Below are 26,326 nucleotides of genomic sequence, written 5' to 3'. Positions count from 1 at the left end.
TTCGACATGGGCGGGTGCTATCGGGCGGGGGTCGCGGGCGGGTCGGGTGGCGACTTACAGCAATGCTGTAGCCACAGCCCGGCGACCACAAGCGCCAACGCACAACCGGTCGCGATCACCACGCCGAATGTGTCCGCCGCCGCCGCGGCCAGCTGAGCGCGCCGCGGCAGGATGTAGACCAGCATCGCCAGCCACCATCCCGTCATCAGCGTGCCGAGCCATGCCGAGGCCTTCGCGACCACCACCGAACGTGCCACCACAAGCGCCGGCAAACGTCCCGTGCCAACCCCGATCTCGCCGTCAGTGACCTTGTTGCGGATATAGAACGCCCATCCACCCTCGGCGATCGCCAGAACCAACAGCGAAACACCCCCGAGCAGCGGGATCGGCGGCAACGAACCATAAGCCGCCGAAACAAAGAAAAAGCCGAGGATCGCCGTGACGGCGCCCCCCAGCAGTAGTTCACGGATCCGCGTGGGCCCCATTACGCCTCCGGACCAGTCAGGGTGTCGTCCACACGGCGGACGCCGGCACGTTCGGCTTCGGCCAGACCTGCCACCAGCTCGGCAACCGGACGGAGTCGCCCTTCGACCGTCAGTGCGGCCTCCGGATCGAGCGCCAGCCACGGCACCAACACAAAGGCGCGCTCGTGTGCGCGCGGATGCGGCAGTGTCAGCTCTACGTCCTCGGAGAGGATCTCACTAGCCGCTGCGGCGTTGTCGACATCCTGTCTGCAGCTGATCACGTCAACGTCGAGAGTCCGCGGACCCCAGCGTTCCGCACGTACTCGTTGCGCGGACTGCTCTAGGCGATGTGCCACCTCGAGCCACTCCCGCGGTGCACGCCCCCGCGCGATGACCACGGCATTGAAGTAGTCAGACTGCGGAACCGGTCCCCACGGCGCTGTTTGATACACCGGTGAAACCCCGATCACATCCGCGCCCAGCGCGTCGACAACCAATTGCAGGTGCGCGAGCCTGTCACCGAGATTGGATCCGATGGACAGCACCGCGCGGGTCACTGTGGTGATCCCCCGGGCCGCGATCTCCGGGAACGGCGGGCCACCACCGCAACATCGCTGAACGTCAAAGGAATTGGCGCATTGGGCTTGTGCACCACCGCCTCCACAGCGTGAACCCTGGCATCGGTCATTACATCGTCGGCGATCGCACCCGCAACCGATTCGATGAGATTGCGCGGCGGACCGGACACGATCGCGGCCGCCCGCTGAGCCAGTTCCCCATAGTCGAGCGTGTCGGTCAGCTGATCCGTGGCCGCCGCGGTATCGAGGTCCAGCCAGACGGTGACATCTACCGAGAAATCCTGGCCATCGCGACGCTCATGCTCGAAAACTCCGTGATAACCAAAAACTTTCAGGCCGCGCAACTCGATGCGGTCGGTCATTTCGAGCCGCCCTTGGTGCCGCGCTGGGCAACCTCACGACGCCACTTGCCACCCGCGGTCTTACTGGGTTCGGGTCGAGCGGTCCGCACGGTCACCTCCATGGTCACTTCGTCCTGAGCGATATCGGTGGCGGGCGTGGGTTCGGGCCCTGCCTGCTGTTCCGGGTGGTGCTCGCGGACCTCTTCCTCGTCCTCTTCGATGGTCTCGATACCGCCAGTCTCCCAGGCTCGCACCACCTTCAGCGCGTCCATGGATGCCGTGACATCGTGAACCCGCACACCCCATACCTCGTGAAGCGCACCGAGCGCGGTGATGACGGCCGTTGCGGTTTCACGCCCGTCGGCCGGACGCTCCACGCCCTTGAGGTCGGTAAGCAGAGAACCCAGGAATCGTTTCCGGGAGGCGCCGATGAGAATCGGATAACCCAGCTCCTGTAGGTCCGGAATCGCTTGGAGTAACAGCCAATTGTGGCGGGCTGTCTTGGCGAAGCCAAGACCCGGGTCAAGGATCAGCTTGTCCCGAGAAACCCCGGCCTTGAGCGCGACCTCTACCGACTCGATGAGCTCGCGCGAGACATCGGCAACCACGTCACCGTAGTTCTTCGTACTCGGTGTGTGTATGAAATCCTTTGAACGCCAATGCATCAGAATCCACGGCAAGCCCAGACTCGCCATCAGCGGGGCCATCTCCGGATCTGCCCGGCCGCCCGAGACGTCGTTGACCATGTTCGCGCCCGCCTCCACCGCGGCGGCCGCGACCTCGGCGCGCATGGTGTCAACGCTGACGTTGATCCCATGGCTGGCAAGCTCTTTGATCACCGGAACGACCCGCTGCATTTCAATCTTCTGCCTGATCGGCGTCGCGCCCGGCCGCGTCGACTGCCCGCCGACATCGATGATGTCGGCGCCCGCAGAGGCAAGCGCCAGCCCGTGCGCCACCGCATCCGATTGCTTGATGAATTGCCCACCGTCAGAGAAGGAGTCGTCAGTGACGTTGACGACTCCCAAAATATGGGTCAATGCGGGGGTATCCGTCACGCCGGCGATCATGCCCTCATCATCAGGTCGAGAACCTCGGCCCGCGAAGCGGCGTCACTCTTGAACTGGCCGCGCACCGCAGAGGTGGTTGTTGTCGCTCCGGGCTTGCGCACGCCGCGCATGGCCATACACAAGTGCTCGGCTTCGACCACGACGATCACTCCGCGCGGCTCCAACTTGCGCACCAACGCGTCGGCGATCTGCGCCGTCAACCGCTCCTGCACTTGAGGCCGTTTTGCGTAAAGATCAACCAGCCGAGCGATTTTCGATAGTCCGGTAACCCGACCATGCTTGCCGGGGATGTACCCCACATGTGCAACACCGTGAAACGACACCAAGTGGTGTTCACATGTCGAGTACATCGGTATCGATTTCACCAGCACCAACTCGTCGTGCTGTTCGTCAAAGGTGGTGTTCAACACCGTATCCGGATCGGTGTAGAGACCGGCAAATATCTCCTTGTACGCGCGCGCCACGCGGGCGGGCGTATCCACCAGCCCATGTCGGTCCGGGTCCTCACCGACCGCTAAGAGCAGTTCGCGGACCGCAGCCTCGGCACGTGCCTGGTCGAAGACGTGACCAGCCGGCTGGCCGTTGCGCTCGGCCGTCTCGGGCGAGTTCATATCAGCTCTTGCTCTCACTGCCCTCATCCGGAGCCGGCTGCTGATGCGGAGTCGGCACGGGATACGGGTAGGGCTGCTGGACATGCGGTGGGTACGGGGCGTGTCCCTGCGGTGGATAACCCGGCTGCGGGTACGGAGGCTGCCCCTGTGGCGGCCAGCCGGGTGCATACCAGCCCGCGGGTGCACCGTAGTTGGTACCCGAGGGCTGACCCGGATGGCTTCCAGGCGGAACCGGTTGACCGCCTTGACCATTCGGCGCAGACTGCACCCCATTCGCGGGCACGGCCGCAGCCGCCTGCTCGGCGATGGCCTTCTTGAACGCAGGCTCGGGGACCGGAGGAGGCCAGGGTTCACCACGTTCGATGGCGAGCTCCCCCGGGGTCTTGATGGGGGGCTTATCGGACGGAATCCGGCCTCCGAAGTCGTCGAACATGGTCAATCGCGGGCGACGCTGCACGTCCTTGAAGATCTCCTCGAGATCCTTGCGGACCACGGTTTCCTTCTCCAGCAGCTCACCGGCCAGCGTGTCCAGCACATCTCGGTACTCGGTGAGGATCGCCCACGCCTCGGTGTGCGCGGCTTCGATGAGATTGCGTACCTCCTCATCGATTTCGCGAGCGACCTCGTGGGAGTAATCCGGCTGCGTGCCCATGGTCCGCCCCAGGAACGGGTCGCCGTGTTCGGTGCCGTAGCGCACGGCTCCGAGCTTGGCGCTCATGCCGAACTCGGTGACCATGGCGCGAGCCTTCTTGGTGGCCTGCTCGATATCGGACACCGCGCCGGTGGTCGGCTCGCGGAACACGAGCTCCTCGGCGGCACGACCGCCCATGGCGAACACCAGCTGCGCGATCATCTCGGACCTGGTGGCCAGACCCTTGTCGTCCTCGGGCACCGCGATGGCATGCCCGCCGGTACGCCCGCGCGCCAGGATGGTGACCTTGTACACCCGCTCGATATCGGGCATCGCCCACGCCGCCAGGGTGTGCCCGGCCTCGTGATAGGCAGTGATCTTCTTTTCGTGCTCGCTGATGATGCGGCCCTTGCGCCGCGGACCGCCCACAACCCGGTCGACGGACTCCTCCAGCGCCGCGGCCGTGATGACGGTGCCGTTCTCACGTGCGGTAAGCAGCGCGGCCTCGTTGATGACGTTGGCCAGGTCGGCACCGGACATACCCACGGTGCGCTTGGCCAGCCCGTCGAAGTCGACATCGGGGCCGAACGGCTTGCCCGCCGAGTGGACCTTGAGCACGGCCTTGCGGCCGGCCAGATCGGGGCTCGACACCGGGATCTGCCGGTCAAAACGACCGGGGCGCAGCAGCGCCGGATCGAGGATGTCGGGCCGGTTGGTCGCGGCAATGAGGATGACGCCCTGCCGGTCGCCGAAGCCGTCCATCTCGACCAGTAGCTGGTTGAGGGTCTGCTCGCGCTCGTCGTGACCGCCGCCCAGGCCCGCACCGCGCTGTCGGCCCACGGCGTCGATCTCGTCGACGAAGATGATGCAGGGGCTGTTCTGCTTGGCCTGCTCAAACAGGTCGCGAACGCGCGAAGCACCAACGCCCACAAACATTTCCACGAAATCGGAACCGGAGATGGTGAAGAACGGCACTCCGGCCTCGCCAGCGACCGCGCGCGCCAGCAGCGTCTTACCGGTACCCGGCGGGCCGTAGAGCAGCACACCACGCGGGATTTTCGCCCCAAGCGCCTGATACCGCGACGGGTTCTGCAGGAAGTCCTTGATCTCGTAGAGCTCTTCCACGGCCTCGTCGACCCCGGCCACGTCGGCGAAGGTGGTCTTCGGCATGTCTTTGGACAGCTGCTTGGCCCGTGACTTACCGAAACCGAAGCCCATGCCGCGACCACCGGACTGCATGCGGCTGAACGCGAAGAACAACACCACCAGCAGGATCACCGGCAGCAAGTACAGCAGCAGCGATCCCAGGATGCTGCCCTGGTTCACCGTCGTGCTGACGGCCGCACCCTTGCCGTTCAGCTTCTCCAGCAGCGGCACTCCGTACCCGGTCGGGTACTTGGTGATGACCTTGTCCTTGCCCTCGGTATCACCGTTGCCGGACTTGAGGTCCAGCCGCAGCTGCTGCTCACGGTCGTCAATGCGAGCGCTCTTGACGTTGTCGGTGTCGATCTGCTTGATCGCGACCGTGGTGTCCACGGGTTTGTAACCGCGGGTGTCGTCGCCGAAGTAGAAGAACGACCACCCCAGCAGCAGCACCACCACGATGACGCCCAGGGTGCGAAACACGTTTGTCCGGTTCATACAGCGTCGGCCGCGGTCAGCGGCCCGGTCCTTCCGTCGTCATGGGGCAGGCCATAGGCATACGTAATGAACTCTCAGGCTACCTCACCTGCATGTTCGCATCTGTGGCGCGCACTACGCCGAGGGAGAAAACGGAGGTAGTCCCCGGGCTCAAAGAGGGGGCTAGGTGTTGAACAGGCTGATATGCAGGTAGACCTCATCGGGTGACCTGACGTCTTGGACGATGGTGCGATAAACCCATGGCTTCTCCACATGGTCTTGGGCCTCTTTGACGTTCGTGGCGCCCGACAACGGAGGACCTGCGATCACCGTGAGGGTCGCCGGGTTCTGCACGGGGCGGAACGGCTCGGTGAACTTCGAATTCCGCAACATCATGTCCACATCCCGTGCCGTGGCCCGCAGCACCACCGCATAGAGCGTGTCCTGGAAGTGCGTTCTCCTCACTTTCAGGACCGCGACACCGTTCGGGACGTCAATCCGCCCGAACGCCTCGGCCTCGGCGAGCGGTACCTCGACCGGGTCATCACCGAATGTGAATACCGAACACCCAGCTAACAGGGCACAGAACATCACCCCCACCAATACCCGCATCTTCCCCCTTTCACACCCGTCAAGTGCCTGCTCAGGCCACCAGAGCGTGATCTTGTTCACGGTACTATCCGCCCGAGCCTCACGACGCGGGCACCAGGCCTGCGTGCGGCCGAGAACGAAGAGGTCCAGTCATGCCTGGTCGCCACAGTGAACGCAATCGGAGAAGACAACAGTCGGGCCGCACGAGTCTGCCCAAGTGGATCGCACTGGCGGTAGTCGCCATCCTGCTCGGCGGGCTCGGGTTTTTCGCATACAAGAAATTCTCCGGACGATGCGCAGACGTCGCCTCCTTCACGGTGGCCACCGACCCCGCCATCGCGGCAGCCGTCTCCAAGGCGATTGACGGCGCGAGCGCCAAAGAACTCGGCTGCACAAAACTCACCGTGGAGGCTAAACCCTCCGCGGCAACAGCAGCGGCGCTCGGCAAGCCCGGAGGTGCGCCCGCATTGTGGCTCCCCGATTCGTCCACCTGGCTGGCGAGGCAGATGCGCGCCACCGGGTCCCCATTGGATTCGGCGAGCCAGTCGGTGGCCAGGACCCCCGTTGTGGTGGCCGCCAAACAGGGCGAGACGCCGACCTTCGACTCCTGGCTGAGCGTGTTGAAGCAGCCCGCCCTGCGGATTGGTAATCCACTCGAAGACACCGTGGCGGCAGGCCCGGTGATGGGCGCACTCGCCGAGGCAGAGCAGGGAAAGAGTGATCCCAACGCCATCACGGCCGCACTCGTGCCTATCGCGCAGTCACAGCTGACCAACACCAAGCAGAGCAGCGCCGAAGAACGCCTGGGCGAGGTGGCCAAGACGGGCGGCCTGGCGGTCTCCACCGAACAACAGCTCATCGACTTCAACACCAAACATCCGGACACAAAGCTCACCGCCGTCGTTCCCGCGACGGGCGCTCCGGCCCTGAACTATCCGATAGCGGTGACCGAAGCCGCCAATGATCGACATGCCAAGGCCAAACAGGCTGGGGAAGCTCTTGCAGAGCGTCTGACCGGCAGCAACGGTGCAGATGCCTTGACGGGTGCGGGATTCCGTGGACCAGACTTCGCGCCGCTGGCGGGCAGGGGGTTGGGCACGATCGAGACACTCACCGTGAACGACCTGACCGCGTTCGATACCGCGATGCGCCGATACGCGGTGTTGGCCTTGCCTTCTCGAATGCTTGCCGTTCTCGATGTCTCCGGCTCGATGAAGTTCTCCGCCGGGCAGACCACCCGTGTCGGTCTGTTGAGCCAGGCTATCGACAATGGGCTTCCGCTGTTTCCCGAGAACGCACAGATCGGCCTGTGGGCCTTCTCGATCGACAAGGGCGGGCCGGGGCAGGACTGGAAAGACCTGCTGCCCATCCGCACGCTCGGCGAGAAGGTGGGCGATAGGACTCAACGTCAGCTTCTGGCGGATGAGGGCCACGGCCTAGACACCCTCGTCGGCGGTGGAACCGGCTTGTACGACACCACACTCGCGGCGTTCCGCAAGGTCCAGTCGACATACGACCCGCACTACGTCAACAGCGTGGTGATCATCACCGATGGCGCGAATGAGGATCCGAACGGCATTTCCTTGGACCAATTGCTCGCAACATTGAAGAAAGAGCAAGACCCCGCACGCCCCGTCGTGCTCATCACCCTCGGCATCACAGAGGATGCCGATGCCGCTGTCCTTAAACAGATTTCGGATGCCACCCCGGGAGGGGGCAGCCGCGTCGCACGCAGCGCGGACGAGATCCCCAACATTGTCATCGATCTCATCAGGGCTCGCACCGCTGCCCGCTAGACGAACACGGCCTCGGGCGCCGGAGGGTTGGCAAGCAACGTGGGCAGCACGAAAACCCTGACGTAGCGGCGAACCTGCTCCGGGTTATCGGTTCCCGGGATCAGCCCGAGGAGCAGCGACAGCGCCACCGACAACACGTACCGCGCAGCGTCCTCGGGCCGTACCCCCTGCCGCACCTCCGCCATCCGGGTACTGAACACACCCGCGTATAACGAGGTCAACAGGTCGATGAGATTGGGTGCGTTGACAATCAACGAGGCGACCGTGCCGCGATCATCGCGGTCGGCCAGCACGCGCAGTAGCGGATTGGCGCCGACCTCCACGGAAACGATCACCATCGATTCCGGGATGATCTCGGCCAGGTCCTTGAGCACGATAAGACGACCGATCATGTTGGTGATCTCGCTCATCGTCGCGCGGACCACCAAAGCATCCATCAGATCGTCCCGGTTCCGGAAATGCCGATACACCACGGCTCGGCTGTATCCGGCTTCCCGCGCAATGGCTTCCATCGTGGATGCGCCGTATCCGCGCTCGATGAACAGCCGCTCCGCAGCATCAAGGAGCTGCGCCTGCGCCTGCTGGGCGGTATTACCGCCACCCGGCGGTCTACCGCGTCCACGTGGACCCTTGCTCACGCCCTCACTCTTACGAGCCACCCCGCAGCCGCCTCCTCAGGTAATATATTGACACTTCTATAGATCTGCCTATTATTGATCGCATGCAAACCGACCTGGCCAAATACTCTAATCCCGGCGGTGCAGTACCAGACCGCACAACATGGACACCCTGGCTGAGGGCTTGGCGCATGCTGATTGATGCCAAGTACCACGGCGACATCTATGAGGCGTTCCTCGGCATGGAGGCGCCGGTCTTCGCGCGTTCCTACTATCAGGTGCGGGCCCATCCGAATGGCCGAAAACTGTTCAAAAACAAGCCAGACCTGCTCGCCGTACTCAACGATGTGGAGTATCTGAATTCCCTGCCATTCGGCAGCCTGGGGCACGCCTACCTGTCGTTCCTGAACACCAACAAACTCGACGCAGGCGTCTTCGGCGAAGCGAACATCATCAGGCCGATCGCCGAGAAGAACAACTGGGACGAAGACTTCTACTACATGATCATCAGGGGTACCGCCCTTCATGACATGTTCCACACCATCGGCGGTTACGGTCCCGACGTCGCCGGCGAAATGGCCAACATCGGATTCCATTGCGGACAAATGGAACCCGCAGGACCGCTGAAGAAGCTCGGGATGTTCGGCGCCCTCACCCTTCCGGGTGCCTCAGCACCGTTCAAACTCCGCTACTACCGCCAGGCGGTGGAGCGTGGCCGTCGTGCCGACCTGCTGATGGCCGCGCCCTGGGAGGAGCTACTCGAGTTGCCCTATCGCGAGGCCCAGTCGGCCCTGGGGGTGAGCCCGGTCGAGGTGGCGCATCCGCAGGGTAGGTGGACCACCGAATGGACACCGCCTTCCATCAAGCCACCGACACCCTGGAACTACGAGCGCATCCTCGCCGCGGGCCCTCTCGCGGCCTGAATCGCCACCAAATCAACACGATTCACCCACCCACGACCCGCGGCAGATCATTAGCGGACAAAATCACCAGAATGTCTAATATTTAGAATACCCGCGTACACAACATGGGTTCGGAGCCGAGCGCCCTCGGTCACTCCGATGTGACCACGATCAGCGTCCTGGTCGCCGATTGCGTGTTGTGGTTTAGTGGCAATCACGACGCTGACGAGCCCGCACGGCGAAGAAGCGACAACAACGCTGTTGGCCACCCTCAGAAGGTGAGAATGCGCTGATGACCGATGCCGCTGTGGATATCCGGGAACGTGACATCGCCACGAACGGCGTGCACCTGCGCATCGTCGAGGCGGGTGAGCAGGGCCAGCCCGTAGTCGTTCTGGCCCATGGCTTCCCTGAGTTGGCCTACTCCTGGCGCCACCAGATTCCGGCACTCGCCGCCGCTGGATATCACGTGATCGCCCCCGACCAGCGGGGTTATGGCAGGTCGAGTTCACCAGCGCACATCGACGACTACAACATCGAAGCGCTGTCCGATGACCTGCTGGGCATCCTGGATGAGGTGGGCGCCGGCAAGGCGACCTTCATCGGGCACGACTGGGGCGCCGTCGTCACCTGGCATACCGCACTCGCTGTCCCTGAACGCGTCGAAGGTGTCGTCGGGCTGTCGGTCCCCTTCACCCGGCGTAGCCAGGTGGCTCCTACCCAGGCGTGGAAAAAGCTGTTCGGCGACAACTTCTTCTACATCCTGTACTTCCAGGAGCCGGGGGTCGCAGACGTCGATCTCAGCCGTGATCCCACCGCCACGATGCGCCGCATGCTGATAGGCATGGCCCACACCGACGGCGCCACGATGATCGCACCCGGCCCGGCCGGATTCATCGAGCGCATGTCCGATCCCGGCGAGCTTCCCGGATGGCTGAGCCAGACCGAACTGGACCATTACGTCGCGGAATTCACCCGCACGGGGTTCACTGGAGGGCTGAACTGGTACCGGAACTTCGATCGCAACTGGGCGCTGACCGAGCGCCTGGCCGGAGCCAATGTCGTTGTGCCCTCTTTGTTCATCGCGGGCGCAGCCGACCCTGTTCTCGGTTTCACCGACCACGCGGGGAGTCTGAAATACCGCACCGATAACCGCGGTGACATCCTGATCGATGGCGCTGGACACTGGATTCAGCAGGAGCGGCCCGACGAGGTCAATGCCGCGCTCCTGGAATTCCTGCAACAGGTTGCGCGATGAGCACCCCACTGCGATTCGGTGCCTTCATCACCCCGTTTCATCCTGTCGGCCAAAACCCCACCACCGCACTGGAGTACGACCTAGACCGGGTGGTTGCCCTGGATCGGCTGGGTTATGACGAGGCCTGGTTTGGTGAGCATCACTCCGGCGGCTACGAGTTGATCTCCTGCCCCGAAGTCTTCATTGCCGCTGCGGCCGAGCGCACCAAGCACATCAGGCTGGGCACTGGGGTGGTGTCACTGCCCTACCACCATCCATTGATGGTGGTGGATCGCTGGATTCTGCTGGACCACATCACCCGGGGCCGTGTCATATTCGGTACCGGACCCGGTGCGCTGCCGACGGACGCGTACATGATGGGCATCGACCCGCTCGACCAGCGCCAGATGCAGGAGGAGTCGCTGGAGGCGATCCTGGCGCTGCTGCGCGCGGCACCGGATGAGCGCATTAGCCGCGAAACATCCTGGTTCACTTTGCGGGATGCACAGCTGCAGCTGCGCCCCTACACCCACCCCTATCCGGAAATCCTTACCGCGGCGATGTTTTCCCCTTCGGGTCCGCGGCTGGCCGGAAAGCTCGGCGCCGGCCTGCTGTCCTTGTCAGCATCGATCCCGGGTGGATTCGCGGCATTGGAGAACGCCTGGGAAGTGGTGCGTGAACAGGCGGCCGCCCACGGCCACCCCGAACCAGATCGGTCCAGCTGGCGGGTGCTCGGCATCATGCACCTCGCCGAAACACGTGAGCAGGCCATCGAGGACTGTACGTACGGTCTGCCGGACTACGCACACTACTTCGGTGCCGTCGGGGTGCTGCCGCTTGCGAATGAAGTAGACGGCGTGCAGGCGGACCCACGCGAGTTCGTCAAGGCCTATGTGGACGAAGGGAACTGCTGCATCGGGACTCCCGACGATGCCATCGACTACGTCCAGGGCCTGCTCGACAAGTCGGGCGGCTTCGGTACATTCCTGATGCTGGGGCACGATTGGGCTTCACCGGAGGCCACGTTCAAATCCTATGAACTGTTCGCCCGCAAGGTGATTCCGCATTTTACGGGACAGCTCACCGCCGCCAGGATCTCGCACGACTGGGCGCAGGCCAAGCGCGGCGAGCTCCTGGGCCGTGCCGGCGAGGCCGTCGCCAAGGCCATCGGCGAACATCAGAACGACCGAGCACAGAAAGGGCATGCGTGATGCGAGCATCGGTGCTGCGCAACGGCGCGATGGTCTATCGAGACGATGTGGCCGACCCGGTGCCCGGAGAAGGACAGGTACTCGTCAAGGTCACCGCATGCGGAATCTGCGGATCCGACCTTCATTTCGCAAAGCACGGTGCGCAAGCCATCGAACTGTCCAAGCAGATGGCCGGCATGCCCAGCCTTACCGACGGCGTCGACCTGGGCGCCGATGTCTTTATGGGACATGAGTTCGCCGCCGAAGTGATCGAGGCTGGGCCGGGGACGCAGGCCCCCGCGCCAGGGACCGCTGTGACTTCAATTCCAATCTTGCTATCTGCCAAGGGAATCGAACCCATCGTCTATAGCAACAGCACACTCGGCGGCTACGCCGAGCAGATGCTGTTGAGCGCTCAGCTGCTGCTACCCATCCCCAACGGCCTCGACCCGCGGCACGCCGCACTCACCGAACCGATGGCGGTCGGTCTGCATGCCGTCAACAAATCGGGCATCCAACCCGGTACTGGAGCGATCGTCATCGGGTGTGGCCCGGTCGGCATTGCGGTGATAGCGGCCCTGCATAACCTCGGCATCGAGCCTGTTGTCGCCGCGGACTACTCCCCCGCGCGGCGTGATCTTGCCCGGCGCATGGGAGCACACGAGATCGTCGACCCCGGCGTCGAGCCCGCCTTCGAGGCCTGGTCCCGAGTCGGCAAGGGCGCGCCGGTGATCTTCGAGGCCGTCGGTGTGCCGGGCATTCTCAACACCGTGTTGAGGGATGCGCCGCACAGCTCACGGGTGGTGGTTGTGGGCGTCTGCATGGAGCCCGATGCCATCACCCCCTACTTCGGGATCGCCAAGGAAGTTGCGCTTCAATTCGTACTCGCCTATGACCCGACAGAGTTCTCCGAGACGCTACGGCGAATCGCGCACGGCGAGATCGATGTTGCGCACCTCGTTACAGGTGAGGTAGGTCTGGAAGATGTCGGATCGGCATTTGCCGATCTCGGCGATCCGGGACACCACTGCAAGATATTGGTGGTGCCGTAAAGGTTGGGGAGGACAGGAAGTGACATGCGGGTACAAAGACGGACAGCACTGACCCGGACGGCCGCGGTGGCTGCCACCGCGGCGATGGCGGTGCTCCTGGCCGGCTGCGGTGATGATTCCACCGGCAGCCCAGAGTCCACTCGGAACGTGACGGTCGTCGGCAAGGGCGAGGTCAAAGGTGCACCCGATGTCCTGCGTGCCGATGTGGGCGTATCGGTGACCGCCAAGGACGTCTCCGGGGCACTGTCTCAGGCCAGCGAGAAGGCTCAGGCCGTCATCGACGCCGTGGTCGGCGCCGGGGTGGCCCGCGAGGACGTGCAGACCAACGAGCTGTCCATCCAGCCCGAACAGACATACCCGCAGGGCGGTCCCGCACGTATCACCGGGTACAACGCGACCAACTCGGTGCGTATCAACGTCCGCGATCTCAAGAAGGCATCCGAAGTCCTGGACAAAGCAGTGCAGGCCGGCGGTGACGCGGCACGGCTGTCAGGGGTCAGCTTCGATCTGGACAACGACGCCGACCTGGTGAAGGGTGCGCGGGAGCGTGCCTTCAACGACGCGAAGGCCCGCGCCGAGCAGTACGCCGGCCTATCGGGCTCCAAACTGGGCAAGGTGTTGCGTATCGACGAATCCCACGGATCGGTGCCTCCCCCCGCGCCGATGATGGGTAAGCGGGCACCCATGCAAGCTGACGCGTCGTTCGCGCCACCGCTGGAACCCGGACAGCAGACGGTGACATTCGAGGTAAGCGTCATCTGGGAGCTGACCTAAGCGATGGGTGACATCACGGTTGTCGGCCACGGCGAGGCCAGCGGTAGTCCCGACGTATTCATGGCCACGGTCGGTGTGTCGGTCCGCTCACGGCGTATCGCCGGGGTGATGGCCGACGTGAAGGCCAAGGCCCGTGCGGTGATCGATGCAGTGCTCGACTCGGGTGTGTCCGCCGAAGACGTGAGAACCGCATGGATGTCGGTGCACCCGCAATTCGACGGCAACAAGATCACCGGGTACTCGGCCGACAACTCGGTACGGATCACCGTCCGCGACCTGTCGAAGGTCTCCGATGTGCTGGATAAGGCCGTCACCGCGGGAGGTGAGGCCGCACAGCTGTCCGGGGTCAGCTTTGATCTGCAGGACAGCACCGATCTCGCGACCCAGGCACGTGAACGGGCATTCGCCGATGCCAGGGCCCGGGCCGAGCAGTACGCAACCCTGTCCGGGGGGACGCTGGGCAAGGTGCTGCGCATCGACGAGACCGGAAGCCATTCGAGCCCGTCCCCGCGGGCAGAGTTCGCAATGCTGCGTGCGGCGAGCGGGCCACCGGTGGAGGCGGGTCAGCAGACCGTCAGCGCCGACATCACCGTGACCTGGGAGCTAGCATGAGCGCCCACACGAGGACCGTCAAAGGCAGTTAGCCGGTATAGACGCGCGGGTGCAACGTGCCGATGAAAGGCAGATCGCGGTATCGCTCGCCGTAGTCGAGCCCGTAACCGACCACGAATTCATTGGGGATCTCGAAGCCGACGAGAGCGACGTCGACGTCGACCTTCTTAGCCTCGGGCTTGCGCAGCAGCGAAACCACGTTCAATGACCGTGGGCCGCGCGAGGTGAGGTTCCGCATGAGCCAGCTCAGGGTCAGCCCGGAATCGATGATGTCCTCGACGATCAGGACGTCGAGGTTCTGGATGTCCCTATCCAGATCCTTGAGGATGCGCACCACACCGGAGGACGAGGTTGCCGAGCCATACGAGCTGACCGCCATGAACTCCATCTGGGTCGGGATGGGGATGGCCCTGGCCAAATCCGAGACAAACATGACGGCACCCTTGAGCACGGTCACCAGCAGCAGGTCGCCCTCGATGTCGCGATACTTTTCGCCGATGGCGGCGCCAAGCTCCTGAGTCCGGGCACGAATCTGCTCCTCGGTGAGGAGCACCGATTTCACGTCGCCGCTGTATTGCTCGCCGCATGACTGTTGCTGTTCGCAGGTCACGACGGACAGCGTGCCATGGAGAACGCAAGCTCACCAAGCCGGTGACATTGGCTAGTGACTTTGTTTACGAAATAGGCCACTATGGAAACGTGAGCAATGGCGCTTACGGAGCAGGCGACGAGCTGCCGTCCCGCGATATCCGCGTAGTGGTAATTGGGGCTGGCATGTCCGGTCTGTGCATGGCCTCCACCCTCCGGCACCGGGGCATCGCCAGCTTCACCGTCTACGAGAAGGCCGACGAGGTCGGCGGAACCTGGCGGGACAACACCTACCCCGGCCTGCAGTGCGATGTGCCGTCGCGCTACTACTCCTACTCCTTCGCCCCGAATCCCGGTTGGACCAAAGGCTTCTCACCAGGTCCAGAGATCCACCAATACTTCGTGAGATTCGCCGACGAGCAGGGTCTGCGCCAGCACATCCGATTCGGCGCAGCCGTCACCCGAGCCGAATGGGTGGACGGGCCGGACCAATCCCACTGGGAGTTGGAAATTTCGGACGGCAGCCGCGACACCGCTGACGTCGTGGTCAGTGCCACCGGAGTGCTGCATCTTCCCCGTCTTCCCGATATCGACGGGCTGCGCACCTTCGCCGGTCCGTGCTTTCACTCGGCCCGGTGGGACCACTCCGTGCAGTACGTGGGGAAACGGGTCGGGCTTATCGGCACCGGATCCTCGGGAGTCCAGATCATCAGCGCGCTGGCCGGCGAGGTGCAGAGCCTCTCGGTGTTCCAGCGCTCGGCACAGTGGGTCGCACCGGTGCCCAACTTCACCTACTCGTCCATGTCGAAATCGATGTGGTCCCGGGTACCGATACTTAACATGTTCTCTTATCGATTGTGGCGCTTCTACTTCGAGCGGGGCGTGGGCGGATCTGTGGTCAATCCCGGTGTACGGCGCCGACTCATCCAGGGGTTCGTGCGGGCATCGCATCGGCTACTCATCCGCGATCGCGCGCTGCGCGAGAAGCTGCATCCCGATTACGAGCCACTGTGCCGACGACTGGTCATGTCGGTGCCGTTCTTCAAGGCGGTACAACGCCCCAACGTCGCGATCGTCACGGAGGGTATCGAACGCATCGTGCCACAGGGCGTCATCACAAACGACGGGGTGCTGCATGAGCTCGACATCCTGGTGTGTGCCACAGGTTTTGACGCTCATTCCTATTTGCGTCCGATGGAGGTTCTCGGCCGCGCCGGGGTCAAGCTCAGCGAGGTCTGGAGCGACGGGCCGCGCGCGTACCGCGCCGTGGGCCTGGCCGGATTCCCGAACTTCTTTCTCCTGATCGGGCCGAACAGTCCGATCGGAAACAACTCGCTAATCTCGATCGCCGAGACGCAGGTGAAGTTCGCGATGCATTGGATCGACGAAATACGTTACGGCCGAGTTCAATCGGTGGCACCGACCACGCATGCCGCAGATACCTTCAACGCCGAGGTGCGGCGGGCCATGCCCAATACCGTGTGGTCCTCGGGATGTGACAGCTGGTATCTGGGAGCCGACGGCGTACCGGAGCTGTGGCCCTGGCCTCCCGTCGACTACCGCCGTACGCTCACCTCGCCGAAACGCGAGGACTTCGCAATCACTTAGACGTCGTGGATCGACAGCACCAGCCGGTCACCCGACCTCGAGGCCACCAGGCGCTGGTACGGCAAGTCAGCGCCCACCGCGACCCCGCCCTGCCCATGCCACTGGCCGATGAGCCCATCCACCGCCCGAATCTGGCTGTCGTTCAGATCCTGTGCGCCACCGGCCAGCAGCCAAAGTCTGATCACCCGCCTGCGCACGGCGGGTGCCACATCGCGCAGTCCCGAGACCTCGAGTGAACCCGCACCGGAGAAGGCCGCCCGCGCCTGCTCGTCGAGCACATCGCCGTCCTCGCGTAGCGAGGCCGCGGTTCGGGCGAGGGCCTCGGCCACACCACCTCCGAGAACCTGCTCCAGTAACGGCAGCACCTCATGACGCAGACGCACGCGGACGAAGCGCGGATCCACATTGTGCGGGTCTTCCCATGGGGTAAGACCCCATTCGGTGCAGGCCGCACGTGTCTCGGCGCGACGAATATCCAGGAACGGGCGCCCCCAGGGGGCATCCCATGGGCGCATTCCGGCGATGGAACGCCCCCCGGATCCTCGCCCGAGCCCCAGCAGCACCGTCTCAGCTTGGTCATCGAGTGTATGGGCAAGAAGCACAGGCAGCCCGTCACTGGCCTGGCGCAGCGCGGCATACCGGGCAGCCCGGGCAGCCGCTTCCAGACCGCCCGGGCCGTCAACGGCCACAGTAAGAACCGACGTGTCACGACATCCCAGGGCCAACGCCTGATTCCGCGCCTGGGCCGCAACCTCGGCCGAGGACTGCTGCAGCCCGTGGTCGACGATCAGCGCGGTCACCGCCCAGCCCTGCCCGACGGCAGCCGCCGCGAGTGCCAGCGAATCAGCGCCGCCCGAGAGCGCCACGGCCACTGCTTCGGTATTCGGGAGATACTGCGCACCAAAGGCTTTGACAGCCCGCCGCAGTGCTAGAGAACTCGGGCGATCCACAGGTCCGGGTCCTCGATTTCGGCAGGCTTGGGTAACGTCTCGGGGTCTTGCCAGATGGTGTTGAAGCGCTCCATCCCCACCGTTCCCACCACATGATCGACAAATCTCTTGCCGCGGGTGTACTGACGCATCTTGGCATCCATGCCGATGAGCGCACGGATGACCCGTTGCAGCGGTGGCTGCTTGCGTGAACGCCGCGCCTCGAAGCGCGACCTTATGGATGCCACCGAGGGGACCACGGCCGGACCCACCGCATCCATGACGTGGTCGGCATGTCCTTCGAGAAGGGTTCCCAGCACCAGCAGACGATCCAGTGCATCCCTGCCACTGTCGGATTGCATGGCGCGCAGCAGGTCGACAATCCCGTTCTCGCCCTGCCCTTTCGGAGATCGGACAAACTCGGCCAGCCTGCCGAGCATGCCGGCCACATCCTCTTCTTGTTCATGTGCGAGTGTCGCCAGCGTGCCCGACATGTAGTCCGCCAGCCACGGGTTGGCCGAGAACTGCACGCGGTGCGTCACCTCATGCAGACACACCCACATCCGGAAATCGCTTGGCATCACCCGAAGTTGACGTTCCACCGCGATGATATTCGGATACACCAGCAGTAACGCGCCCGCCCCTTCCGCGGTGAACGGGTCATACTGCCCGAGAATGCCCGACGAGACGAACGCCAGCACAGCGCCGGTTTGCGCCCCGGTAAGGCGGCCGGACAAAAATCCCGAGGCGCCGCCGTCACCGCCGGCCATCACCCGCATGGACTCGGCTGCCGCCGCAATCCAGCTGGGGCGATCAATGATCCGCGCCTCCGGAACCACCAGCCCATCGGCCAGCCCGGTGAGCTCACGCACCGGAGCTTCCGCACGCCGCGCCGCATCCGAGAGCTCGGCGATGGCCTGCTGGCGGGTGTATTCGGTGGTGGGCGGCGCGGGTCGTGCCAACTTGGCGCCCACGGTGGCCGCGAACTCCCAGTTGACCATGCGGCCAACCGTCAACTCGGGACGCTCGGTTCCGGCTCCGCGCTTCGCGACGCGATCCGGCGTGGTCATCAGCTACATCCGCATGACCGCAGCACTGCCGCGGTGTTATCCACCGCGTTGCGCGCGGTCGGGGCGGTGGCCTGGTTCTGCATCAACGTGAAGGTGAGCACGCGGCCGCTGATGTCGGTGACCACACCTGCCAATGTGTTCACCCCGGTGAGCGACCCGGTTTTGGCGCGCAACCAGCCCGCCGAGGCTTGGTTTTGGAGGACGAAGCGTTCCGAGAGCGTGCCGCTGCCGCCGGCGATGGGCAGCACATCCAGCAGCGGTCGCAGCTTCGGCTGATCGGGGCCGGCGGCCGCTCCGATGACCTCGTCGAGGGTGCGTGCCGTCACCCTGTCGTCCACCGACAATCCACTGGAATCACGCAACGTCAGGCCCGTGAGATCGATTCCTGCGCTACGTAACTGGCTCGTGACCGCATCGACGGTTCCGGAGAACGTCTGCGGCCGACCCGAAGCCAGCGCCACCTCGCGGCCGATCGTCTCTGCCATGACATTGTCGGAGGCATTCATCATCTCCCGCAGCCGCTCCATCAGCGGCGCCGACTGCACGGAGGCAATGGATTTCGCCGCCGGGGGCGCAGCATCCAATCGCACCGTATCCGGGTCAGCCCCCAGCGCGGTGGCGAGTGCACGCCCCGCGTCCAATGCGGGAGTGGTGGAACGGCGCGAGTCATAGTCGGTCGGCTGTGTGCGTCCGGCATCGAGCATCACAGCCTGGATCGGCGCGACGTCACCGCCGTCGATATCTGCCGGGTCCCACCCGGGCGCCATCGACGGTCCACCAAATTGGCTGATATCCACCGTGATTGAGGTGACGGTGACACCCGACTTACGCACCTGGTCGGCAAGATCACTGATACGGGCGGCGTCGCGGTACCAGGTGTCGGTGCCCGCCGGCGCCGCACTGAGGATCGGATCTCCGCCACCGACCAATGTCACCAATCCGCGCTGCCCCGCAGTATCGGCCACTACCGAAGTGGTGAGTTTGGCGTCGCGATCGAGGGTGATCAGCGCCGCCGCCGCAGTCAACACCTTGTTGGTGGACGCCGGCACCATCGGCACGGTCGAACCCTGTTGCCACAATTCGCGGCCCGTCAGTGCATCGGTGATCCGGCCGGTGAACATGGCGAGCGCCGGATCGGCCAGCGCCTTGTCCAGCGCCTGCGCCAAACCGTCCGCCGTCGGAACCGGCGCGGAATCGGAAACCGGAACAACGCCGGGTTTGGGGGTGACGAGTACCGGCTCCGGATCGGCGCCCTGCAATTGATGGGAGGTGGCGGCTCCGGTGGTCAGCGAGGCCACGAGCACCAACGCGGCAATCGCCAGCACGACGGCGACGGCGAGCAGGACATGGGTAGAGCGCCGCCAGCGACGCGGATCAAGTGCCCTGGCGGTGACCATGCTCTGCAGGGTATCGCTATCCTGGTGCCCGCTGGACGAGCGCTTGCGCGAAGACTGACAGACAGACTTGACAGGCTAAGTACCACCGACATTCAAGGAGCGGGTGTGGAGTTCGACGTCACCATCGAGATCCCCAAGGGTCAGCGCAACAAGTACGAGGTCGATCACGTGACCGGCCGGGTGCGTCTGGACCGCTACCTCTACACGCCGATGGCCTACCCCACCGATTACGGCTTCATCGAGAACACCCTCGGTGAGGACGGCGATCCGCTAGACGCCCTGCTGCTCCTGCCCGAGCCCGTCTTCCCGGGCGTGATCGTCGAGGCACGGCCCGTCGGCATGTTCAAGATGGTCGACGACGGCGGCGGCGACGACAAGGTGCTGTGTGTGCCCGCGGGCGATCCGCGCTGGGATCACATCCAGGACATCGGTGACGTGTCGAGCTTCGAGCTGGACGCCATCAAGCACTTTTTCGTGCACTACAAGGACCTCGAGCCCGGCAAGTTCGTCGAGGCCGCCGACTGGGTGGGCCGCGCCGAGGCCGAAGCCGAGGTCACCGCGTCGTTCGAGCGCCTCAAGACCCAGGGACACTAGCCCGGCATAGGCGCCTGGCACACGACGGCGAACACGTCGGTGCTGCTTTGGGCGACGGTCACTCCGTCAACGGTGATAGAACAGCTGATGGTGCCCTCACCGACCATGGTGACATTCATGGTCAGCGGAACGTCCCGACGTGTAATCGTCACCGAGACTGCCCACGGCTGCGAAATATTCGACACACGCACATAGTCGTTGTCCGTCATATAGGCGACATTGACCCCGCCGCCCTGACCACCCACGCTGTAGGTGACGCTCTTGCCGCCGTTCCCCGACCCCCCGGGACCCTGACCCGTAGTGGGCACCGGGGTGGGCGCCTCAGTCGTGGTGGGCACCGGCGGCGCCTCAGTGGTCGTTGGCGTGGTTTCGACACCGGTGCTGGGGTTAGGCGGGGGTGGCGATGGCGGAGGTGGCTCCGTCGTCGTTATCGACGGCAAGGGGACGTCATTGGGCCCCGTCCAGGTCGTCGAAGGGGTGACCGTGACTGTCGTCGGTGCGGCCACCTCGGTTCGGCGGGTGACGACCAGAATCGCGGTCAGCGCGATCGCCAGCACCGCCAGGATGCTGACGCCGGCGACTATCCACGGCCACTTCGGGGGTTTCGGATCCTCGGGATAGGGGATCGGCTCGCCCGGCGGCCACGGCTCCTGCGGGTACTCCTGCCAGGCCGGATCCGTCACTGTCCCCCACTCCTTCCCCAGTGCTCCCGGGAGCAATGTTACGTCGCGTTAAGCTCCTGCAAAATGCACGGTCCCCCTCTAGCGAACAGCGGCGCCCCGTCGAATCATGGTTCTATGTTGATGCATCAGGGCATCGGCCGCGACACGTTCAACGAGATGCCCGACACCAAAGCGGTCCACGCGCTCTACGAGTGCGGTGGCAGCGTGACCTGGGCGCGGAAGATCGCCGCCGCCCGGCCGTTCGCCGATCACGATGCCCTGTTCCGGTACGCCGACAACGAGCTCTTCGCCCTGTCCGAGGAGTCACTGGACGAGGTACTGATCGCCTATCCACCGCTGGGCAGACGTCCGGGAAGCGCGCGTTCACATGCCGAACAGTGCGCAATCCGTGATGAAACCCCGGGAATGATGGCAGCGTTGCGGGCCGCTGCCCACCGGTACGAGCACCACTTCGGCCATCGCTTCGTCATGCACCTGTGCGGACAGAACGGCGCCTCCGTATTGCGTGCGATCTCCGACCGCATGCATCACGACGTGGACACCGAACGCAAGGTGACCCGCAACGAGCTCGCAAAGATCAACCGCACCCGTCTGGAGCGCATGCTCGGCCCCGAGGGCGGATACGACAACTGGTGAGCTAGCCGCGTACTACGCCGCCAGCGGTACGCGCTGCGGCAGCAATGCGAATACGCGGCGTGCGGCACAACCGATATCTGTGGTGGGCGACACCGGGATCAGGGTCACCCCGTCGGCGACACCGGCCAGGTAGATATCGGCGATCAGACCCGCCAGCCCTTCTGGCGTGCCCGCATACGACACCGCCGAGGGAACTCGCAGGCTCGCAAAATGCTTACGTGCCGAACGGGAATCGGCCTCGATGTGCACGTAGACATCCAGGATGACTGCAGGTGCGTCCTTACGTGCGGCGCGCAGCGCGTGCCTGGCCCGCTGCGCCTGTTTGAGATCGGCGGCGTTGACGCGTGCGGTAACACCCGTTCCGTTGGTCAGTTCCAGCCAGCCGGCCGCGTCGTCAGTGAAGACCCGAAACGTTTGATGTTGTGTTGCCACAGACGCCACGGTACCCACGAGGTCGCGGTAGAGCCATCGTTCAATTCCGGGTGAGCGGATCAGCCCCGATCACACCGGCGACTCCTCGGAGACCGGCGGCGTCGGTGCGCGTTCGGTCAGGTTGTCGATGACGCGTTGCACTCTCGGCATGAGCGAGTCGATATCCAATCCGAGCCAGTACGGGATCGGATACATGAAATGTCGATTGAGACCTGGTAGGAGCCTGCTCAAGAAGTAGCCCAGCCACGCTTCGGGACGCACCGGAGCCACCGCAAAGTTGTAGCGCGCCGCGCGGACCGTGGCCCGGGCAACCTGCGGGGGACCGATCAACTGATCCAGCACTCGCATCGGGGCAGAGGACTGGAAGGCCCTCATGACGTTGTTCACACGCTCACGTACGTCATCAGGGAGGTCCACGCCGGCCACGGTGGCGTTTACCCCGATATTGGTGTTGATGAAGCCAGGACATACCGCGGACACGCCGATTCCCTTGGGTCCCAGTTCCATCCGCATGCACTCGCTCAACATCTTCACCGCCGCCTTGGAGGCAGAGTAGGCAGGAAAGACCGGTGTCGGAGTGATGGCCCCCGCCGAGGCGATGTTGACGATTTGACCGCCACGACCCCGTTCGGCCATCTGCTTGCCAAAGACACGCCCGCCATATGCAACACCAAACACGTTGACCCGGAACTGCTTTTCCCAGTGCTCTTGCTCGAGGTCGAAGAAGCGTCCGCCAACCATGATGCCCGCGTTATTCACCAGCACATCGGGCACACCGTATTCGGCACGCACCTGATCGGCGAACCGCTCCCAGGCTGCCGGATCGGTGACATCGAGCTGAAACGCGACGGCACGCAGCCCCTTGTTGTGAATGATCTCCGCCGTCTCCTGCGCGGTTGTTAGGTCCAGATCCGACGCCACCACCTCCGCACCGCCCCTGGCGAATTGGATAGCGATGGCCCGGCCGATGCCGCTACCGGCGCCGGTCACCACAACAAGATCTGGTTTACGTGCGGGTAGCAGTCTCATCCGACGACCTCCTTGTTGCGCTTGCGCCTCGATGCCACCTTCACCACGGGCGCCACCGTCTCGGTGCCGTAGCGATAGTTGTCCAACCGGAAGTATTTGTTGTGGAAATACATCTCACCGAAACCACCTGGGCGGAAAGGCGAATCACCGTGATTGTCGATGTAGTAGGTGTTGGCAGTCGAACACGCCGGAGAGAGCCACAGGTGGTTCTTGTTGCGCTGGTGCATCTTGTCGAAGTAGGCCTGGTGCACGTCCTGCTTGACCTCGGCGGTGGTGGCACCGCGCTTCTTGGTTTCCGCGATGACCCGGGCCGCGTGCGCGGTCGTCGATTCGATCAGCATGTGATACGGCCCGAACACGTATCCGTACGGCCCCAGAACAAGGAAGAAGTTGGGGTACTCGGGAATCGAAACACCCTGGTACGCCTGATAACGACTCTCCTGGAAGAACCGTTTCAAGTCCTTGCCGCCTCGCCCGGCAGTCGGGAAGGCCGGCATGTGATCCCAGATCGCGAATCCGGTAGCACAGATCAATACATCTACTTCATGCTCGACGCCGTCCGCGGTCAGCAGACCCTTTTCGGTGATCCGCTGAATCGGTTCGGTCACCAAGTCCACGTTGGGCCGGTTGAACGTCTTGAGGTAGGTGTTGGAGAACGATGGACGCTTACAGCCAAATCCGTAGTAGGGCAGCAGCTTCTCGCGCGTCACCGGATCATCGACCTGCGTCCGCATCCAGGAGCGAATCCTGTTGGCCAGGGCCAACGAGGCCGATTCGACATATTTGGAGTCGAGGTTGAAAACAGCATCCGGAATGTACGCGGTGCTGAGATTGATCGCGTGTCGAATACCCTTGGCAACACCGGGGAATCCGAACAGTGCCCGCCAAAACGCGTTGTACTTCAAGTCAGGTTTAGGCCCCACGTAGATGGGCGTGCGCTGAAAGACGGTGAGGTGGCCAACCTCCGGGGCGATCTCGGGAACCAGCTGCAGCGAGGTGGCTCCGGTTCCGATGACCGCCACCCTCTTGCCGGCAAGCTGAACATCCTTGTCCCAGAGCGCGGTATGCATCAACACGCCCTGATAGGAATCGATACCGTCTATTTCTGGGAGCTTGGGTTGCTCCAGTCCGCCCGTCGCGGCGATCACATGCCGACCGGTGATGACGGTGTCATCGTCCAGGGTAAGTGCCCAGATGTTTTGTGACTCATCAAATTCCTGACGAACCACGCGTGTATTGAAGCGGATCTTGCGGCGCAGGTCGTGCTTGTCGACGAGCTCGTTGGCGTATTCCTCAAGTTCATCACCCGGAGTGAAGAACTTCGACCAGGTGGTCTTCTGGTCGTAGGAAAAACTGTAGATAAAGGTCGGGATATCAACGGCCACGCCCGGATACTTGTTCGCGTGCCAGGTGCCGCCAGCGGCCCCCCACTTTTCCAAGATCACGAAATCGTGGACTCCCCTTTTGGTGAGCTCAACACCTGCTCCGATACCGCCGAAGCCTGCTCCGATGATCACGACTTCATGGTCAGGAACAACCCGTTCCCGGCCATTGGCTTCGCTACCCCGCACACGTGTACTAGTCATTCGACGTCCTTGTCAGTCCGACCCTGTGATGTGTCGGACTGAAAGTATCACGTATTAGGAGTTACGGGTACTACGATTCGGCGTCAGGCCACCAGGAAGTCCGGCAGTGGCCGCGGATCGTCAGCGGGCCCCACCTGTCCGTCCCGCTCGAGGTAGGTCAGGGTCAGGCCATGGTGGACAAGCTGACCGATCGCATCGACGAGGCGGGTGATGTCACCCGCAGTAGTCCCTAGCCCGACACTTGCGCGTAGCGCGCCACCCGGAGCACCCAATCTGGCGAGCAGCGGATGCGCGCAGAATCTGCCGTCGCGCACCCCGATTCCGTGTTCAGCCGACAGATACGCGGCGGCCACCGACGGCGTGTATCCGTCGACTGTGAAGGACACGATGCCTAGTACGTCTCGGCCGCCTTCCCAGATGCGAAGAGTGTCAACGCCTTCGATCGCATCGAGCCCCTCCCGGAGTTGGGCGGTGAGCGCTTCTTCGAGGCGGCCTATCTCTCCCAGGGCCGCCAATGCCTCGCATGCCGCTGCCACGGCGGCAACGCCGACCACATTGGGGGTGCCCGCCTCATGCCGCTGCGGCCCGACGAGCCACTCGGCCCCGTCGATGCCGACATTGCGCACCGCACCCCCGCCTGCCAGGTAGGGCCGCGCGGCATCAAGCCAGTCACTTTGTCCAACAAGGACTCCGGCACCAAACGGGGCATACAGTTTGTGCCCGGAGAACGCGAGGTAGTCGATTCCGGTTGCCGCCAGGTCGATGCGACGATGTGGAACCAACTGCGCTCCGTCAACGGCGATCCTCGCGCCGTGCCGGTGGGCAACGACAGCCAGTTCAGCCAACGGCAACACCTCGCCAGTGACGTTCGATGCGCCGGTAACGGCCAGCAGCGCGGCAGGCTGCCGGGCGAGTTCCTCATCCAGCGCAGCGACGGTATCCGCGACAGTGGCTCGATGCGCTACCACTCGGGCGCCATATCGCTGCCAGGTCAACAGGTTTGCGTGATGTTCGATATCTAGCACCACCACATTTGGGTGTCGCCGGCTTTCCGAATCCGCCCCACCCGGCACCGCGGAAGCGAGCAGATTGAGCGAGTCGGTGGTGTTGCGGGTAAAGATCACGTGGTGGTCGGGGGCCGCTCCCACGAAACGCCCCACCGTTTCCCGGGCACCCTCGTACACCGTCGTGCACACGCGCGACGCATATCCGGCGCCACGGTGCACGCTGGCGTAGTAGGGCAGCAACTCGTTGACGCGGTCCGCGACATCGCCGAGCGCGGGTGCGCTCGCCGCATAGTCGAAGTTGGCGTATCTGATCCAACCGCCTTGTGCCAGGGGCACTTTGACATCTGCTCCGACGACACGCGCAGCGGCTCGCTCAGACCCAAATTGTGTGGACACTGACATGTGACATCCCATCTCACCGGACCCGCCCGGCGAGTCCACGCTTGCCACGCCCGGTTGAGCGCGGCCAGGTCGTCACCTGGAGCACCCCACCGTGGAGGAGGGTTGCCGACCAGCTAGCCAGGGCTTATCGCTGGTTCTCATGACCTGAGGGCAGTGTGCCCACCGGGCACGTCCATCGTCAAGCGCATTGCGCAGGGTGATTTCAAATGCGCGATGGCGCGTCGTTGATCCGGCCCGATTTTCCGATCCCCGCGCCGTAGGGCACACTGACTAGTGGAG

At 63.9% G+C, this 26,326-nt stretch carries 27 protein-coding genes and 1 riboswitch; of the genes, 10 read left to right on the top strand and 17 right to left on the bottom strand.

Annotated elements, in window-relative coordinates:
• Window positions 1-17 precede the first annotated feature (17 nt).
• The 7 genes from BB28_RS02490 to BB28_RS02460 all read right to left on the bottom strand — a co-directional run bounded on the left by BB28_RS02490 (window position 18) and on the right by BB28_RS02460 (window position 5,927).
• Entirely contained in the window at window positions 18-485 is a 468-nt protein-coding gene (locus BB28_RS02490; protein WP_046252396.1) for a DUF3180 domain-containing protein, read from the bottom strand.
• Window positions 485-1,021 (bottom strand): 2-amino-4-hydroxy-6-hydroxymethyldihydropteridine diphosphokinase, encoded by a 537-nt coding sequence (folK, locus tag BB28_RS02485; RefSeq protein ID WP_046252395.1) that lies wholly within the window; start codon window positions 1,019-1,021, stop codon window positions 485-487. The genes BB28_RS02490 and folK overlap by 1 nt, the downstream gene beginning before the upstream one ends.
• Window positions 1,018-1,404, bottom strand: a complete 387-nt coding sequence (folB, locus tag BB28_RS02480; protein ID WP_046252394.1) for a dihydroneopterin aldolase — start codon at window positions 1,402-1,404, stop codon at window positions 1,018-1,020. Before folB ends, folK begins: the two co-directional genes overlap by 4 nt.
• Window positions 1,401-2,453, bottom strand: coding sequence for a dihydropteroate synthase (gene folP / locus BB28_RS02475; RefSeq protein WP_046252393.1), 1,053 nt, complete (start codon window positions 2,451-2,453; stop codon window positions 1,401-1,403). Before folP ends, folB begins: the two co-directional genes overlap by 4 nt.
• On the bottom strand, window positions 2,450-3,064 hold the full coding sequence (folE, locus tag BB28_RS02470) for a GTP cyclohydrolase I FolE (RefSeq protein ID WP_030095824.1): 615 nt from the start codon (window positions 3,062-3,064) through the stop codon (window positions 2,450-2,452). The genes folP and folE overlap by 4 nt, the downstream gene beginning before the upstream one ends.
• Window position 3,065: 1 nt before the next feature.
• Window positions 3,066-5,336: an ATP-dependent zinc metalloprotease FtsH gene (gene ftsH / locus BB28_RS02465; protein ID WP_046252392.1), complete on the bottom strand. Its 2,271-nt coding sequence runs from the start codon at window positions 5,334-5,336 to the stop codon at window positions 3,066-3,068.
• 162 nt (window positions 5,337-5,498) lie between these two features.
• Entirely contained in the window at window positions 5,499-5,927 is a 429-nt protein-coding gene (locus BB28_RS02460; RefSeq protein ID WP_046252391.1) for a hypothetical protein, read from the bottom strand.
• Window positions 5,928-6,133: 206 nt separating this feature from the next.
• Here BB28_RS02460 and BB28_RS02455 point away from each other — a divergent pair, with 206 nt between their 5' ends.
• The gene (locus BB28_RS02455) at window positions 6,134-7,702 is read left to right on the top strand and encodes a substrate-binding domain-containing protein (protein WP_052740356.1); all 1,569 of its coding nucleotides are present in this window, start codon (window positions 6,134-6,136) and stop codon (window positions 7,700-7,702) included.
• Here the strand turns inward: BB28_RS02455 and BB28_RS02450 are convergent.
• The gene (locus BB28_RS02450; RefSeq protein WP_046252389.1) at window positions 7,699-8,361 is read right to left on the bottom strand and encodes a helix-turn-helix domain-containing protein; all 663 of its coding nucleotides are present in this window, start codon (window positions 8,359-8,361) and stop codon (window positions 7,699-7,701) included. The genes BB28_RS02455 and BB28_RS02450 overlap by 4 nt on opposite strands.
• 62 nt (window positions 8,362-8,423) lie before the next feature.
• Here BB28_RS02450 and BB28_RS02445 point away from each other — a divergent pair, with 62 nt between their 5' ends.
• From BB28_RS02445 to BB28_RS02420, 6 genes are all read left to right on the top strand, one after another.
• On the top strand, window positions 8,424-9,242 hold the full coding sequence (locus BB28_RS02445) for a Coq4 family protein (RefSeq protein ID WP_046252388.1): 819 nt from the start codon (window positions 8,424-8,426) through the stop codon (window positions 9,240-9,242).
• 271 nt (window positions 9,243-9,513) lie between these two features.
• Window positions 9,514-10,479 carry an alpha/beta fold hydrolase gene (locus BB28_RS02440; protein ID WP_046252387.1) on the top strand — a complete coding sequence of 322 codons (966 nt, stop codon included), beginning with the start codon at window positions 9,514-9,516 and terminating at the stop codon, window positions 10,477-10,479.
• Window positions 10,476-11,669, top strand: coding sequence for an LLM class flavin-dependent oxidoreductase (locus tag BB28_RS02435; RefSeq protein ID WP_046252386.1), 1,194 nt, complete (start codon window positions 10,476-10,478; stop codon window positions 11,667-11,669). The genes BB28_RS02440 and BB28_RS02435 overlap by 4 nt, the downstream gene beginning before the upstream one ends.
• Window positions 11,669-12,700 carry a zinc-binding dehydrogenase gene (locus BB28_RS02430; protein ID WP_046252385.1) on the top strand — a complete coding sequence of 344 codons (1,032 nt, stop codon included), beginning with the start codon at window positions 11,669-11,671 and terminating at the stop codon, window positions 12,698-12,700. The genes BB28_RS02435 and BB28_RS02430 overlap by 1 nt, the downstream gene beginning before the upstream one ends.
• Before the next feature lie 24 nt (window positions 12,701-12,724).
• Window positions 12,725-13,474, top strand: a complete 750-nt coding sequence (locus BB28_RS02425) for an SIMPL domain-containing protein (RefSeq protein ID WP_046252384.1) — start codon at window positions 12,725-12,727, stop codon at window positions 13,472-13,474.
• Between the two features lie 3 nt (window positions 13,475-13,477).
• Window positions 13,478-14,086 carry an SIMPL domain-containing protein gene (locus tag BB28_RS02420; RefSeq protein ID WP_046252383.1) on the top strand — a complete coding sequence of 203 codons (609 nt, stop codon included), beginning with the start codon at window positions 13,478-13,480 and terminating at the stop codon, window positions 14,084-14,086.
• Window positions 14,087-14,114: 28 nt separating this feature from the next.
• On the opposite strand, the gene hpt is transcribed toward BB28_RS02420, so the two are convergent.
• Entirely contained in the window at window positions 14,115-14,696 is a 582-nt protein-coding gene (gene hpt / locus BB28_RS02415) for a hypoxanthine phosphoribosyltransferase (protein WP_046252382.1), read from the bottom strand.
• Window positions 14,697-14,785: 89 nt separating this feature from the next.
• On the opposite strand from hpt, the gene BB28_RS02410 reads away from it, so the two are divergent.
• A complete protein-coding gene (locus tag BB28_RS02410; protein WP_046252381.1) occupies window positions 14,786-16,282 on the top strand; it encodes a flavin-containing monooxygenase in 1,497 nt (498 codons plus the stop codon).
• Here the strand turns inward: BB28_RS02410 and tilS are convergent.
• From tilS to dacB, 3 genes are all read right to left on the bottom strand, one after another.
• Window positions 16,279-17,154 (bottom strand): tRNA lysidine(34) synthetase TilS, encoded by an 876-nt coding sequence (gene tilS / locus BB28_RS02405; RefSeq protein WP_052740089.1) that lies wholly within the window; start codon window positions 17,152-17,154, stop codon window positions 16,279-16,281. The genes BB28_RS02410 and tilS overlap by 4 nt on opposite strands.
• Before the next feature lie 56 nt (window positions 17,155-17,210).
• Window positions 17,211-18,212 carry a zinc-dependent metalloprotease gene (locus tag BB28_RS02400; RefSeq protein ID WP_162269710.1) on the bottom strand — a complete coding sequence of 334 codons (1,002 nt, stop codon included), beginning with the start codon at window positions 18,210-18,212 and terminating at the stop codon, window positions 17,211-17,213.
• Window positions 18,213-18,280: 68 nt separating this feature from the next.
• Window positions 18,281-19,678 carry a D-alanyl-D-alanine carboxypeptidase/D-alanyl-D-alanine endopeptidase gene (gene dacB, locus BB28_RS02395; RefSeq protein WP_046252379.1) on the bottom strand — a complete coding sequence of 466 codons (1,398 nt, stop codon included), beginning with the start codon at window positions 19,676-19,678 and terminating at the stop codon, window positions 18,281-18,283.
• Between the two features lie 105 nt (window positions 19,679-19,783).
• Here dacB and BB28_RS02390 point away from each other — a divergent pair, with 105 nt between their 5' ends.
• A complete protein-coding gene (locus BB28_RS02390) occupies window positions 19,784-20,272 on the top strand; it encodes an inorganic diphosphatase (RefSeq protein WP_030095840.1) in 489 nt (162 codons plus the stop codon).
• Here the strand turns inward: BB28_RS02390 and BB28_RS02385 are convergent.
• Entirely contained in the window at window positions 20,269-20,955 is a 687-nt protein-coding gene (locus tag BB28_RS02385; RefSeq protein ID WP_046252378.1) for an MmpS family transport accessory protein, read from the bottom strand. The genes BB28_RS02390 and BB28_RS02385 overlap by 4 nt on opposite strands.
• A 114-nt stretch (window positions 20,956-21,069) precedes the next feature.
• Between BB28_RS02385 and BB28_RS02380 the strand changes: the two genes are divergently transcribed.
• Window positions 21,070-21,591, top strand: coding sequence for a 2-oxo-4-hydroxy-4-carboxy-5-ureidoimidazoline decarboxylase (locus BB28_RS02380; protein ID WP_046252377.1), 522 nt, complete (start codon window positions 21,070-21,072; stop codon window positions 21,589-21,591).
• A gap of 12 nt (window positions 21,592-21,603) precedes the next feature.
• Here the strand turns inward: BB28_RS02380 and BB28_RS02375 are convergent, their stop codons facing one another.
• The 4 genes from BB28_RS02375 to BB28_RS02360 form a co-directional block, all read right to left on the bottom strand.
• Window positions 21,604-22,041 (bottom strand): hypothetical protein, encoded by a 438-nt coding sequence (locus BB28_RS02375; RefSeq protein WP_191985245.1) that lies wholly within the window; start codon window positions 22,039-22,041, stop codon window positions 21,604-21,606.
• A gap of 51 nt (window positions 22,042-22,092) precedes the next feature.
• On the bottom strand, window positions 22,093-23,052 hold the full coding sequence (locus tag BB28_RS02370; protein WP_046252376.1) for an SDR family NAD(P)-dependent oxidoreductase: 960 nt from the start codon (window positions 23,050-23,052) through the stop codon (window positions 22,093-22,095).
• Window positions 23,049-24,638, bottom strand: coding sequence for a flavin-containing monooxygenase (locus BB28_RS02365; protein WP_046252375.1), 1,590 nt, complete (start codon window positions 24,636-24,638; stop codon window positions 23,049-23,051). Before BB28_RS02365 ends, BB28_RS02370 begins: the two co-directional genes overlap by 4 nt.
• An 83-nt stretch (window positions 24,639-24,721) precedes the next feature.
• Window positions 24,722-26,047 carry an aminotransferase class V-fold PLP-dependent enzyme gene (locus tag BB28_RS02360; protein WP_046252374.1) on the bottom strand — a complete coding sequence of 442 codons (1,326 nt, stop codon included), beginning with the start codon at window positions 26,045-26,047 and terminating at the stop codon, window positions 24,722-24,724.
• A gap of 32 nt (window positions 26,048-26,079) precedes the next feature.
• Window positions 26,080-26,192: riboswitch (SAM riboswitch) on the bottom strand.
• Window positions 26,193-26,326 lie beyond the last annotated feature (134 nt).

This window comes from Mycobacteroides chelonae CCUG 47445, assembly GCF_001632805.1.
Lineage (GTDB): Bacteria > Actinomycetota > Actinomycetes > Mycobacteriales > Mycobacteriaceae > Mycobacterium > Mycobacterium chelonae.
The sequence above is the reverse complement of the archived record's forward strand: the minus strand, read 5'-3'. Positions and strand labels throughout refer to the sequence as shown.

Bases quoted from the DNA above. Each gene is read 5' to 3' on its own strand.
- BB28_RS02490 (WP_046252396.1), bottom strand. From the start codon at position 485: ATGGGGCCCACGCGGATCCGTGAACTACTGCTGGGGGGCGCCGTCACG.
- folB (WP_046252394.1), bottom strand. From the start codon at position 1,404: ATGACCGACCGCATCGAGTTGCGCGGCCTGAAAGTTTTTGGTTATCAC.
- folP (WP_046252393.1), bottom strand. From the start codon at position 2,453: ATGATCGCCGGCGTGACGGATACCCCCGCATTGACCCATATTTTGGGA.
- folE (WP_030095824.1), bottom strand. From the start codon at position 3,064: ATGAACTCGCCCGAGACGGCCGAGCGCAACGGCCAGCCGGCTGGTCAC.
- ftsH (WP_046252392.1), bottom strand. From the start codon at position 5,336: ATGAACCGGACAAACGTGTTTCGCACCCTGGGCGTCATCGTGGTGGTG.
- BB28_RS02460 (WP_046252391.1), bottom strand. From the start codon at position 5,927: ATGCGGGTATTGGTGGGGGTGATGTTCTGTGCCCTGTTAGCTGGGTGT.
- BB28_RS02445 (WP_046252388.1), top strand. From the start codon at position 8,424: ATGCAAACCGACCTGGCCAAATACTCTAATCCCGGCGGTGCAGTACCA.
- BB28_RS02440 (WP_046252387.1), top strand. From the start codon at position 9,514: ATGACCGATGCCGCTGTGGATATCCGGGAACGTGACATCGCCACGAAC.
- BB28_RS02435 (WP_046252386.1), top strand. From the start codon at position 10,476: ATGAGCACCCCACTGCGATTCGGTGCCTTCATCACCCCGTTTCATCCT.
- BB28_RS02430 (WP_046252385.1), top strand. From the start codon at position 11,669: ATGCGAGCATCGGTGCTGCGCAACGGCGCGATGGTCTATCGAGACGAT.
- BB28_RS02425 (WP_046252384.1), top strand. From the start codon at position 12,725: ATGCGGGTACAAAGACGGACAGCACTGACCCGGACGGCCGCGGTGGCT.
- BB28_RS02420 (WP_046252383.1), top strand. From the start codon at position 13,478: ATGGGTGACATCACGGTTGTCGGCCACGGCGAGGCCAGCGGTAGTCCC.
- BB28_RS02400 (WP_162269710.1), bottom strand. From the start codon at position 18,212: ATGGTCAACTGGGAGTTCGCGGCCACCGTGGGCGCCAAGTTGGCACGA.
- dacB (WP_046252379.1), bottom strand. From the start codon at position 19,678: ATGGTCACCGCCAGGGCACTTGATCCGCGTCGCTGGCGGCGCTCTACC.
- BB28_RS02380 (WP_046252377.1), top strand. From the start codon at position 21,070: ATGTTGATGCATCAGGGCATCGGCCGCGACACGTTCAACGAGATGCCC.
- BB28_RS02370 (WP_046252376.1), bottom strand. From the start codon at position 23,052: ATGAGACTGCTACCCGCACGTAAACCAGATCTTGTTGTGGTGACCGGC.
- BB28_RS02365 (WP_046252375.1), bottom strand. From the start codon at position 24,638: ATGACTAGTACACGTGTGCGGGGTAGCGAAGCCAATGGCCGGGAACGG.
- BB28_RS02360 (WP_046252374.1), bottom strand. From the start codon at position 26,047: ATGTCAGTGTCCACACAATTTGGGTCTGAGCGAGCCGCTGCGCGTGTC.